We start from the raw sequence: 10,830 nt of genomic DNA on the forward strand, positions 1-10,830 counted from the left end.
CTCCCTTGCGAGCGCCCGCCCCGGCAGGGGGCCAAGCCCCCCGCCAGGGTCACGCACTACGCCGCCTTGCGCCCCGCGCCACCGGAGGGGCGACCACCACGCCGGGCACGGCCGCCACCGGCGCCGCCACCGGCGGAGGGGCGGCCCCCACCGGCGGACGGCCTGCCGCCCTGGGCCGGGGGCTGGGACCGCGACGCGGACTGGGACCGGGGCTGACCCTGGCCGCCCTGGGACTGCGACTGCCCCTGGGGACGCGAGCGGCGCTGACCGCCACCCTGCCCGGCAGGGCGACGCCGCCCCCGCTGCGGCGAGGCCTGCTGCTGCTGCGGAACCTCGATCACCACGGGCACCCCGGAAGGCTCACGCGCCCCGGTGATACGGGAGAGCTCCTCGTCCGTGGACTTCACCCGCGCCGTCTTCGGGCTGATCTCCGCGTCGGACATCAGACGCGTCATCTCCCGCTTCTCGTCCGGCAGGACGAGCGTGACGACGCTGCCGGACTCACCGGCACGCGCCGTACGCCCACCGCGGTGGAGGTAGTCCTTGTGGTCGGTGGGCGGGTCGACGTTCACGACGAGGTCGAGGTCGTCGACGTGGATGCCACGGGCCGCCACGTTCGTGGCGACGAGCGCGGTGACCTGCCCGGTCTTGAACTGGTCCAGGGTCCGATTGCGCTGCGGCTGCGAGCGGCCGCCGTGCAGCCCGGAGGCCCGTACACCGTTGGCGAGCAGCCGCTTGGTGAAGCGGTCCACCGCGCGCTTGGTGTCCAGGAACATGATCACGCGGCCCTCACGGGCGGCGATGCGCAGGGCGACGGCCTTCTTGTCGGTCTCGTCCTGCACGTACAGGACGTGGTGTTCCATCGTCGTGACCGCGCCCGCGGACGGGTCGACCGAGTGCACGACGGGGTCCGTGAGGAACATCCGCACCAGGCGGTCGATGTTCTTGTCGAGCGTCGCGGAGAAGAGCATCGTCTGACCGCCCTGCTCCACCTGCTTCAGAAGCGCGGTGACCTGCGGCATGAAGCCCATGTCGGCCATCTGGTCGGCCTCGTCGAGGACCGTCGTGCGCACCTGCGAGAGATCGGCGTCGCCGCGCTCGATGAGGTCCTTGAGACGGCCGGGCGTCGCCACCATGATCTCGGCGCCGCGGCGCAGCGTCCCCGCCTGCTTGGTGATGGACAGGCCGCCGACGACCGTCGACATGCGCAGGTTCACGGACGTCGCGTACGGCGTCAGCGCGTCGGTCACCTGCTGGGCGAGCTCACGCGTGGGGACCAGGACCAGGGCGAGGGGCGAGCGCGGCTCGGCGCGGCGGCCCGCGGTGCGGGCCAGGAGCGCGAGGCCGAAGGCGAGGGTCTTGCCGGAGCCGGTGCGGCCACGGCCCAGGATGTCGCGGCCCGCGAGGGAGTTGGGGAGCGTGGCTGCCTGGATCGGGAAGGGCTCGGTCACGCCCTGCGCGGCCAGCGTCTTCAGGAGGGCCTCGGGCATGTCCAGGTCGGCGAACGCCTCGACCGCGGGCAGCGCGGGCTCAATGCTCTCGGGCAGCGCGAATTCACCGCCGACGGGCCTCGGCTTGGCGCGGCCCGGCTTCTTCGCGGCGCCCTTCGCCTGGCCGCCGCCGGCCACCGGGGCCTTTCCGCGTGCGTTCGTGGAGCGCCTGCGGGCAGGACGCGCAGGGCGTTCGGAGCGATTCATACGGAAATGCCTTCCTGGACCTGGTGACAGCACAAGCCGGGACCCGCACCTTTCTGGTGCGGGCCCCGGCTATGAGGTTCGCGTGCTACGACGTTCAGGCGGGAACGATGTTCTCGGCCTGCAGGCCCTTCTGGCCCTGCGTGACGTCGAAGGAGACCTTCTGGCCCTCGAGGAGCTCACGGAAGCCCGAGGACGCGATGTTCGAGTAGTGGGCGAAGACGTCGGGGCCGCCGCCGTCCTGCTCGATGAAGCCGAAGCCCTTTTCCGAGTTGAACCACTTAACGGTGCCGGTTGCCATGTCAATCTCCTCAACAGGGGCAGAGTAAGGAAAGCCACGGAATTGTGGTTTCCAAGCGCTGCAATGACCCCCATCCCGGAGAGAACCGGAAAAAAACAATAGTGCGCCTTCGGAGCATTCCCGTCAGGCGCACATAAAGTTCATGGGTACCAAAACTGCGACGCATAAGCCTAACACGGACGAGGGACCCCCCGTCCGCCCCGGTCCGCGAGATACCTGCCGCACGCACCTTCCTCCTGCAAGATCACCCCGCTACCTTCAACCAAACAATCGCTTGGTTGAGCGACGTGTGGCCATGGCGACCGCTACCGAGGAAGGCGGCCCGATGCGCATCTCCCGAACCCGTACGGCAGTCGGAGTCGCGGTCTCCGCGCTCACGCTGAGCACCCTGCCCGCCTGGGCGGCCCACGCCGGTCCTGCCGCGCCCGAGCGCGGCACGGCCCGGCACGCCCCGCACCACCCCGGGCCCGCGTACGACGGCGTACGCCACATCCCCCTCCAGGGCGCCGTCAACGTACGAGACCTCGGTGGCTACCGCACCTATGACGGCGAGCAGGTGCGTTACGGCCAGGTCTTCCGCGCCGACGCCCTCACCAAGCTCACCGATGCCGATGTCGCCACCCTCGCCGGGCTCCGCCTGAAGAAGGTCGTCGACTTCCGGGTGCCCGCCGAGGTCCAGTACGACGGGCCCGACCGGCTGCCCGCCGGACTCGCCCCCACGGCCCGCCCCGTCAGCGACAACGGCCTCTTCACGACCCTGATGACCGTGATCGGCTCGCGGGACCCCGTCAAGCAGGAGGAGATGCTGGGCAACGGCAGGGCGGACGCCTTCATGCGCGACGTCTACCGCACCTTCGTCACCGACGGCCCCAACCGCGCGCAGTTCGCGGCGACCCTGCGCGACATCGCGCACGGCGGCAAGGCGTCACCGCTGCTCTACCACTGCACGGCCGGCAAGGACCGCACCGGCTGGAGCAGCTATCTGCTGCTGCGCGCCGTCGGCGTCCCCGAGCACACCGTCGTACGCGACTTCCTGGCGTCCAACACCTACCGCGCCGCGTACGACGCGAAGGTGCGCGAGGGCCTGAAGCAGGGCGGTCTGATGCAGAACCCCGATCTGCTCATCCCGCTCCAGGAGGTCCGCACCGGCTACCTGGAGGCGGCCCTGACCGAGGTGCAGAAGGAGTACGGCAGCCTCAACGGCTATCTGAGGAAGGGACTCGGGCTTGATACGCGGACGATGCTCGCGCTGCGGCAGCGCATGGTCGGCTAGACACACCGGCGGGCGGGCGCCGCGGGGATCAGGTGGTCACGATCCCCTGCGCCCGCGCCGCCGCGAGCCAGGCCGGGAACTCCGCCACCAACTGGTCGTACAGCCGGTCGTCCGGGACGCTGCGCGGGTCGTGCCCCGCGTGGAAGAAGCCCGCGTTGTCGACGGCGCGCTTGGCGGGGACGGCGAGTTCGTCGAGCTTGCGGAGGTAGTCGAACTGCTTGCTCTTCGCGTCCCCGAAGCCGATGAACTGCCAGAACAGCGGCAGCTTCGACGCCTTGCACAGATACCGCTCGGCGGCGAGCTTGTTGATGGGGCCGCCGTCGGTCTGGAAGACGACCAGGGCGGGCGCCGTGGAACCGCTGTCGACGTAGTGGTCGATCACGGCGTCCATCGCCAGGTGGTAGCTGGTCTTGCCCATGTGTCCGAGCCCGGCGACGATCTCGTCGACGCGCCCGTGGTGACGGTCGAGGGCGATCACCGTGACGGCGTCGACGTCCGTGGAGAAGAACACCGTGGGCACGGTGCCGTCGTCGTCGAAGTGCGCGGACAGGCCGAGGACGCGGTCGGCGAGGGCCTGGACGGTGCCGTCCTTGTAGTACGGCTTCATGGAGCCGGAGTAGTCGACGACGAGGTAGACGGCGGCGCGTTCGCCGTGCAGTCCGTGTTTGTCGAGGCTGGCCCCGGCGGTCTTGTAGAGGTTCACGAGGGCGGGCGCCGCCTCTTCCACCTTGCTCAGGCTGATCGCCGGTCCCATGTGCGGCCCCATTCTCTCGGCTCCGGTCCGCTCTTGGCGGTCACGTGATCTCATACGGGCTTGCGGGCAAGACGGTACTCATCACGGGCGCGGGCCGCGGGCAGGGGGCCGCGGAGGCGCGGCTCTTCGCGGAGGCGGGGGCGCGGGTCGTGGTGACGGACGTCCGGGAGGAGGAGGGCCGGGACGTCGCCAAGTCCCTTGGCTCGCAGGGCCTCTTCGTACGCCATGACGTCACGGACGCGGCGAGCTGGGCGTCGGCCGTGACGGCCGGCCTCGAGGCCTTCGGCCGCCTGGACACGCTGGTGAACAACGCGGCGCTGTGGCGGACGGCTTCCGTGGAGGAGGAGACGTACGAGAACTTCGACGCGTTGATCCGGGTCAATCTCCTCGGCCCGTTCCTGGGCATCCAGGCGGTGCTGCCTGCGCTGCGGGAGGTGGGGGGCGGGGCGATCGTGAACGTGTCCTCGACGGCGGGGCTGGTGGGAATTCGGGGGCATGCGGCGTACGGGTCCACGAAGTTCGGGCTTCGGGGGCTTACGCGGAGTGCGGCGCTGGACCTCGCGGAGTATGGGGTACGGGTCAACTCCGTTCACCCCGGGGCGATCGACACTCCGATGATCTCCTCGGCGTCCGCGGGGCGGGACTGGTCCCATCTACCGCTGGGGCGGATGGGACGCCCCGAGGAGGTGGGGGAGCTGATCCTCTTCCTCGCGTCGGAGGCGTCCTCGTACGTCACGGGGGCGGAGTTCGCGGTGGACGGGGGGTCCACGGCGGGGTAGGGGCGTTCCCTGCGGGGCTTTCCCCAATCCCACCCCTTCCCGATACTGGGGCTCCGCCCCAGACCCCGCTCCTCAAACGCCGGAGGGGCTATATTTCCCGCCCACCCACCCGATTGCCCCGCAGCTGAATCTCCAGCCCGTCCGGCGTTTGAGGACGAACTCGGCGAAGCCGGTGATTGGCGCCACCAAGGCCCTCGCGCCAGAGCGAGTTTTCGGGAAGGGGCGGGGTTGGGGAAGGAAAAAGGTCCTTACCCCACCTGCCCCTGAAACGCCGGCAACTCAAAGATCCGCACCTTCGCGTCGTCGTCCATCAGCTCCACCAGCGGCATCACCAGCTCCCACAGATCCCGCTTGTCCACCTCCAGGGCAAGCGCATCCAAGTCAGCCACAGGCAACGCCCCCGCCGCATCGGCGACAACCTTCCGGGACTCCTCCGGCAGCACCCCCACCAACGGCAAGAACTCCGCCCAGAGCCCCGTCGCCACCACCGCCCGCACCACCCCACCCAGCACCCCCGCGTCCCGCAGGGAAGGAAGCCCCGCGACCACCCGCCGCTCCCCCTCCCCCAGCAACGCGACCAGCGGCAGCAGCGACTCCCACAGGTCCTGTTCGCTCACCGTCACGACCAGGGAGTCCAGCTCATCCTGGGGACGCGCCGCGGCGAGCGAGGCAATACGGCCCCGCTGCTCCCCCGTCACCATCCCGGCCACGGCCAGCGCCTCCGGCCACAGCCCCTCCCCGGACGCCGAGGCGATGACCGACGCGAGCCGTTCCGTGCCCATCAGGTCGATGATCTGGCCGAGCCGCTCGGGCACGTCGATCGCGAAGCCGGTCCGCAGGACGGCCGCGTCGTCCACCTGCGGCAGGATCCGGCGCAGCACGGGGTCCGACAGGTGGCCGACGAAGCGGCCCATCGTCAGGTGGTCGCCGCGCTCGGCGAGCGCCACCGCGATCCGCACCATCAGGCCCTCGTCGAGCCGGTCGACGATGCCCTTGATCCTGCGCGGGTCGAGATGCCCGCACGACTCCGCGGTGAACGGCACCGGCAGCTTCTCGATGATGTCCGCGGCCCGTGCCGGTTCGAGGCGCCCGGCGACCCCGGCGGCGAGCCGCGGGCCGAGCGCCTTCTGCGAGATCGCGGCCGCGACCCCGGACGGCACCAGCTTCGTCGCCGACGCGATCCGGTCCAGCATCTCGGGCGTACGGTCGAAGAGCGCCGCGACGCAGCTTTCGCGGAAGCGGCGTACGTCCTCGACGGGGAGTGCCGCGACGAAGGCGAGCTCGTCCGGCTCCACGTTCAGCAGTCGCGCGATCTTCAGGGTCTCCGCCCTGCTCCGCAGCTTGTCCATGGCCTGCCCCTCCCTGTCCGATCTATCGGCTTCGACGGATCTACCGGAACAAGATCCGGCGAACGGGACCTCGGGCCAGCGCCGGCACCAGCTTCAGCGCCTCCTCCGCGGCCTCGTTCAGGCCTGACGCCCGGCTCTCGCGTTCGCGCCGCAAGGCGTCGGCCAGCAGGGTCAGCTGCTCCGGGCTCATTTGGTCGAAGGATTTCGGTGGTGCGTCCCGCAGCTCCTTGCCGAGCCGCTCCCGCGCTTCGGTGCTCATCGGGCCTCCCATGGCCGGCCGGGTAGGGCCACTGAGACTGATGCGAAATTGACTAATAGTCAATAGAGTCGGATGCGGAAGGCGCGCTACCGCGAAACCGCACGTACTCTTGTGCGAATGAAACGTGCAGGCCTCCTCCTTCTCGCCGTCGCCCCGGTCGCCACGGTCGCCGTCTATCTCCTGGGCGGGGACTCGGACAGCGATGCCGCCGCCGGTCCGCACGGGCCCGGCACCCAGCGTCCCTACGACAAGGACAAGTCGGCGGACGAGATCAAGGCCGACGACAAGCTGATCGCGAGCCTGCCCCCTGGCCTCGCGACGCCGGCCAAGAAGGAACTGGCCCAGAAGCTGGTGACGAGCGCGGAGAACTCCACGCTGAACTGGCGCGGCCAGTACGGCTACATCGAGGACATAGGCGACGGGAACGGCTACACCGCCGGCATCATCGGTTTCTGCACCGGCACCAACGACCTGCTGACCCTCGTCGAGCGCTACACGAAGGACCACCCGGACAACGGCCTGGCCCGCTATCTGCCCGCCCTGCGCAAGGTGGACGGCAGCGACTCGCACGAGGGCCTGGACCCAGGCTTCACCAAGGCGTGGAAGGCGGAGGCCCAGAAGCCCGCGTTCCAGAAGGCCCAGGACAGGACGCGCGACCGCGTCTACTTCGATCCGGCGGTGCGCCTGGCCAAGCTCGACGGGCTCGGCACGCTGGGCCAGTTCATCTATTACGACGCGATGGTCCTGCACGGCCCCGGCACCGGGCCGCGCGGCTTCTACGGCCTGCGCGAGGCGGCGCTGAAGGAGGCGAACACGCCCGCGCAGGGCGGCAAGGAGAAGGCCTACCTGGACATCTTCCTCGACGTCCGCACCAAGGCGATGAAGGAGAAGAAGGCCCACCGCGACACGACCCGCGTCGAGACCGCCCAGCGGCAGTTCCTCTACGACGGCAATCTGGCCCTGAAGACGCCGCTGACCTGGAAGGTGTACGGGGAGACGTTCAAGGTCCCGTAACCCTGAACGTCCCCCGGTCGCCCAGCCGCTCAGCCCTTCACGGCACCCGCCGCCAGGCCCGAGCCCAGCTTCCGGTGCACGATCACGAAGAAGATCATCACCGGCACGGTGACCAGCGTGGAGCTGGCCATGACGGGGCCCCAGGCCGTGGAGTTCTCGCCGAAGAACTGGTAGATGCCCACGGCGGCCGTGTACTTGTCGCTGCCCTTCATGAACGTGTACGCGAAGACGAACTCGTTCCACGCCGTGATGAAGGCGAAGATCGAGGTCGCGACGAGTCCGGGCGCCACCAGCGGAAGCAGCACCGACCGGAACATCCGGAACCAGGACGCCCCGTCGATGTACGCGGCCTCCTCGACCTCCTTGGGCACGGTCTGGACGAAGCCGCGCAGGGTCCAGATCGCGAAGGGCAGCGAGAGCGCGACGTAGACGATCGTCAGGCCGAGCAGCGAGTTGAGCATGTCGTAGTCCCGCATCTGGATGAAGAGCGGGATGACGAGCGCCTCGAGCGGCACCATCTGCACTATCAGGACCATGATCAGCACAGAGGTGCGGAACCGGAACTTGAAGCGGGCCACGGCGATGGCCGCGAAGAGCGAGAGCACCCCGGCGGCAAGGATCGTGCCGAAGCCGACGAGCGCCGAGTTCAGCAGGTAGGTGCCGAAGTTGCCCTTCTCGAACACGTAGGTGAAGTGCTCGAAGCTGAGGCCGCTGGGCAGCACGTCCGAACCGCGGGTGACCGCCTTCGGGTCGAGTGCCGTGGAGATCATCCAGTACACGGGGAAGAGCGTGAAGAGCAACAGCGCGGCGACCGCGACGGGCAGGCCGATACGTGCGGCGGGTGTGGTGCGGCGCGTACTCACAGGTCCTCCTCCCCCTGCCGGAACAGCGTGCGGATGTAGACGATCGTGATGGCGAGGAGCAGGAGGGTCAGCAGGACCGCTGCCGCCGCGCCCGTGCCGTAGTCGTTCTTGGCGAACGCCTGGATGTAGGAGAAGACGCCCAGGTTGTAGACCTCTTCGTTGGCGCCGTCGCCTCCCGGCATCAGATAGATCTGGGTGAAGACCTTGAAGTCCCAGATGGTGGAGAGGATGGTCACCACGAGGAAGACGGGCTTGATCGTCGGCACCGTGATCTTCCAGAACCGCTGCCAGGCGTTGGCGCCGTCCAGCTCCCCCGCCTCGTAGAGCTCCTTGGGGATCGTCATCAGGCCCGCGAGGACGGTGATGGCGACGAACGGGAAGCCGTGGTGCACGACGTTCAAGGTCGCGATCGCGTAGAACGGCCCGCGTTCGGTGAACCAGTTGGTGGTCTCGGGGTCGATGAGTCCGATCGAGCCCGCGATCTGGCTGACCATGCCGTCTTGCGGCTGGAAGAGCCAGATCCAGACGTACGTCCCGGTGACGGCGGGCATGGCCCACGCCGCCAGGATCGCGATGGAGCAGATCAGCCGCCAGGCGGGTCCCAGGCGGTTGAGCAGCAGCGCGACGAGCGTGCCGAGCGCGACGGTGAGGCCGACGCAGGCGATCGCGAAGAACGCCGTGTTGGGCAGGACCGTCTTCCACAGGAGTCCGCTGCCGAGCAGGTCGGTGTAGTGGTCGAATCCGGTGAAGGCCCCCACTCCGCCGCCGAACTTGACGGCGTAGTCCTGCATGGAGAGCTTGCCGACCTGGATCAGCGGCCAGAGCAGCAGGCCCGCGAGGACCAGGAGGGAGGGCGCGAGGAGCAGCCACGGCCGGGCGAGACCGACCAGCCTCTTCTTGCGGAGGGCCGCTTCGTGTTCCGGTCGGGGGGAGGAGGGGGGACGGATCTCGGTCACCTTCGGCCCGTCCCCCACCAGCGTGTCTTTCATGGCGTCGACTCGCCCTTGCCTACTTGTCCTTGGCGAAGATCGCGTCCATGTCCTTGGCGGCCTTGTCCGCCGCTTCCTGGACGGAGGACTTGCCGGTCAGGATCGACTGCACCATGCCGGGGATGACCTTCGACGCCTGGATCTCGCCGTACGCCTTGGTCTTGGGGACGGTCGCGCCGGCCTCCAGCATCTGCTTCGCGAACGGCTCGACCAGCGGGTCCTTCTTCGCCTCGATCTTCTTCAGCTCGGAGTTCTGGCCGGGGAAGTAGTTGGTCTCGGCCGCCCACTTGGCCGCGAAGTCACCGGTGGTGAGCATCTTCACGAACTCCCAGGCGAGGTCCTTCTTGTCCGTGTTGAACGTGGACAGGTAGGAGCCACCGAGGAAGGACTTGCTCATGCCGCCGGTCTGGCCGGGGATCGGCACGGCGCCGAGCTTGCCCTTGAGGTCCGGGTTGGCCTCGACGATCGCCTTCGGGGTCCAGTTGCCGTTGACCGACATCGCGACCTGGCCCTTGCCCCAGGCGTCGCCGACCTCCTTCTCCGTCCAGGTGTTCACCTTGGCCGGGGAGACCTTGTCCTTGGTGGCGAGGCCCGTGTAGAACTCGATGCCCTTGACGGCCTCGGGCGAGTTGATGCCGGACTTCCACGTGCCGCCCTGTTCGGTGGCGAGTTCGCCTCCGGCGCCCCAGATGAAGGGGGTGGCGAACATCTCGGCGCCGCCCGCGACCGGGAAGGGGATCATCCCGGGCTCCTTGTCCTTCAGCGTCTTGGCCGCGGACTGAAGCTCCTTCCAGGTGGTCGGCGCCTTCAGCTTGTGCTTCTCGAAGACGTCCTTGCGGTAGACGATGCTGCGTACGCCCGCGTACCACGGCATGCCGTACTGCTTGCCGTCGAGCGTGCCCGCGTCCGCGAGGCCCTCGACGAGGTCGTCGTTCAGGCCCGACTTCTTTACGTCGTCGGTCACGTCGACGAGGGCGCCGGTCTCGGCGAACTGCGGCACCCAGGTCGTGCCGACCTCGGCCACGTCGGGGACCTGGTCCTCGCCGCCCTCGATGGCGGTGGTGAACTTCTTCTGGGCGGTGGCCCACTGCTGGTACTCGACGTGGATCTTGGCGCCGGTCTTCTTCTGGAACGCCTTCTCGGCCTCCTTGAAGAAGGGCCTGGCGTCGGGGTTGGTCCCCTCCATGATCCAGACGGTGAGCGTCTTGCCCTTGCCGTCCGTCGCCTTGCCGCCGCTGTCGCTCCCGTCATCGCCGCCGCATGCCGTCGCGGTCAGTCCGAGCGTCATGGCGATACCTGCCGCGATGACCCGTCGCTTCATACCGGCCCCCTCATGGGTACGTGCTGTCACTGCGCCGATCCGTTTGTGGGAGCGATTGTGGACACAGGCCCAGGGCGCGGTCTAGACCCATTCGGCTAAGGGGTCCGAAACGTGATTTGCGTTGCAAGCAATGCACGTTGCACTGGCTGCAACGGATTCCCCCGGGGGTCGCGGCCTGAAACGCCACGACGCCCGCCCAAGTCCGGTCGGGGACGAGGCGGGCGTCGCTCAGTT

At 68.9% G+C, this 10,830-nt stretch carries 11 protein-coding genes; 3 read left to right on the forward strand and 8 right to left on the reverse strand.

Going from position 1 to position 10,830, the window contains the following annotated elements; translation table 11 throughout:
- Window positions 1-56 precede the first annotated feature (56 nt).
- Both AB0M70_RS24100 and AB0M70_RS24105 read right to left on the reverse strand, forming a co-directional pair.
- Window positions 57-1,697, reverse strand: coding sequence for a DEAD/DEAH box helicase (locus tag AB0M70_RS24100; RefSeq protein WP_365822581.1), 1,641 nt, complete (start codon window positions 1,695-1,697; stop codon window positions 57-59).
- A gap of 94 nt (window positions 1,698-1,791) precedes the next feature.
- Complete coding sequence (locus AB0M70_RS24105) at window positions 1,792-1,995, reverse strand: cold-shock protein (RefSeq protein WP_037661310.1); 204 nt, start codon at window positions 1,993-1,995, stop codon at window positions 1,792-1,794.
- A 325-nt stretch (window positions 1,996-2,320) separates the two neighbouring features.
- Between AB0M70_RS24105 and AB0M70_RS24110 the strand changes: the two genes are divergently transcribed.
- Complete coding sequence (locus AB0M70_RS24110; RefSeq protein WP_365822584.1) at window positions 2,321-3,268, forward strand: tyrosine-protein phosphatase; 948 nt, start codon at window positions 2,321-2,323, stop codon at window positions 3,266-3,268.
- Window positions 3,269-3,296: 28 nt separating this feature from the next.
- On the opposite strand, the gene AB0M70_RS24115 is transcribed toward AB0M70_RS24110, so the two are convergent.
- Complete coding sequence (locus tag AB0M70_RS24115) at window positions 3,297-4,022, reverse strand: VWA domain-containing protein (protein WP_365822586.1); 726 nt, start codon at window positions 4,020-4,022, stop codon at window positions 3,297-3,299.
- Between the two features lie 47 nt (window positions 4,023-4,069).
- On the opposite strand from AB0M70_RS24115, the gene AB0M70_RS24120 reads away from it, so the two are divergent.
- Window positions 4,070-4,801 (forward strand): glucose 1-dehydrogenase, encoded by a 732-nt coding sequence (locus tag AB0M70_RS24120; RefSeq protein ID WP_365823171.1) that lies wholly within the window; start codon window positions 4,070-4,072, stop codon window positions 4,799-4,801.
- Between the two features lie 248 nt (window positions 4,802-5,049).
- On the opposite strand, the gene AB0M70_RS24125 is transcribed toward AB0M70_RS24120, so the two are convergent.
- Window positions 5,050-6,150, reverse strand: coding sequence for a hypothetical protein (locus AB0M70_RS24125; RefSeq protein ID WP_365822588.1), 1,101 nt, complete (start codon window positions 6,148-6,150; stop codon window positions 5,050-5,052).
- Between the two features lie 40 nt (window positions 6,151-6,190).
- Complete coding sequence (locus AB0M70_RS24130) at window positions 6,191-6,409, reverse strand: hypothetical protein (RefSeq protein ID WP_365822590.1); 219 nt, start codon at window positions 6,407-6,409, stop codon at window positions 6,191-6,193.
- Between the two features lie 117 nt (window positions 6,410-6,526).
- Here AB0M70_RS24130 and AB0M70_RS24135 point away from each other — a divergent pair, with 117 nt between their 5' ends.
- The gene (locus AB0M70_RS24135) at window positions 6,527-7,423 is read left to right on the forward strand and encodes a chitosanase (RefSeq protein WP_365822592.1); all 897 of its coding nucleotides are present in this window, start codon (window positions 6,527-6,529) and stop codon (window positions 7,421-7,423) included.
- A gap of 29 nt (window positions 7,424-7,452) precedes the next feature.
- Here AB0M70_RS24135 and AB0M70_RS24140 read toward each other — a convergent pair whose 3' ends face one another.
- From AB0M70_RS24140 to AB0M70_RS24150, 3 genes are read right to left on the reverse strand one after another with little or no spacing between them, the layout of a single operon-like run.
- Window positions 7,453-8,286: a carbohydrate ABC transporter permease gene (locus AB0M70_RS24140; RefSeq protein ID WP_365822594.1), complete on the reverse strand. Its 834-nt coding sequence runs from the start codon at window positions 8,284-8,286 to the stop codon at window positions 7,453-7,455.
- Complete coding sequence (locus AB0M70_RS24145; protein WP_365822596.1) at window positions 8,283-9,275, reverse strand: sugar ABC transporter permease; 993 nt, start codon at window positions 9,273-9,275, stop codon at window positions 8,283-8,285. The genes AB0M70_RS24140 and AB0M70_RS24145 overlap by 4 nt, the downstream gene beginning before the upstream one ends.
- A gap of 19 nt (window positions 9,276-9,294) precedes the next feature.
- Window positions 9,295-10,596 carry a sugar ABC transporter substrate-binding protein gene (locus tag AB0M70_RS24150; RefSeq protein ID WP_365822598.1) on the reverse strand — a complete coding sequence of 434 codons (1,302 nt, stop codon included), beginning with the start codon at window positions 10,594-10,596 and terminating at the stop codon, window positions 9,295-9,297.
- Window positions 10,597-10,830 lie beyond the last annotated feature (234 nt).

Source organism: Streptomyces sp. NPDC051214 (genome assembly GCF_040682375.1).
Taxonomy (GTDB): Bacteria; Actinomycetota; Actinomycetes; order Streptomycetales; family Streptomycetaceae; genus Streptomyces.

What these genes read in the sequence shown, in the direction of transcription:
- AB0M70_RS24100 (WP_365822581.1), bottom strand. Translation starts at nt 1,697, where the DNA reads ATGAATCGCTCCGAACGCCCTGCGCGTCCTGCCCGCAGGCGCTCCACG.
- AB0M70_RS24105 (WP_037661310.1), bottom strand. Translation starts at nt 1,995, where the DNA reads ATGGCAACCGGCACCGTTAAGTGGTTCAACTCGGAAAAGGGCTTCGGC.
- AB0M70_RS24110 (WP_365822584.1), top strand. Translation starts at nt 2,321, where the DNA reads ATGCGCATCTCCCGAACCCGTACGGCAGTCGGAGTCGCGGTCTCCGCG.
- AB0M70_RS24115 (WP_365822586.1), bottom strand. Translation starts at nt 4,022, where the DNA reads ATGGGACCGGCGATCAGCCTGAGCAAGGTGGAAGAGGCGGCGCCCGCC.
- AB0M70_RS24125 (WP_365822588.1), bottom strand. Translation starts at nt 6,150, where the DNA reads ATGGACAAGCTGCGGAGCAGGGCGGAGACCCTGAAGATCGCGCGACTG.
- AB0M70_RS24130 (WP_365822590.1), bottom strand. Translation starts at nt 6,409, where the DNA reads ATGAGCACCGAAGCGCGGGAGCGGCTCGGCAAGGAGCTGCGGGACGCA.
- AB0M70_RS24135 (WP_365822592.1), top strand. Translation starts at nt 6,527, where the DNA reads ATGAAACGTGCAGGCCTCCTCCTTCTCGCCGTCGCCCCGGTCGCCACG.
- AB0M70_RS24145 (WP_365822596.1), bottom strand. Translation starts at nt 9,275, where the DNA reads ATGAAAGACACGCTGGTGGGGGACGGGCCGAAGGTGACCGAGATCCGT.
- AB0M70_RS24150 (WP_365822598.1), bottom strand. Translation starts at nt 10,596, where the DNA reads ATGAAGCGACGGGTCATCGCGGCAGGTATCGCCATGACGCTCGGACTG.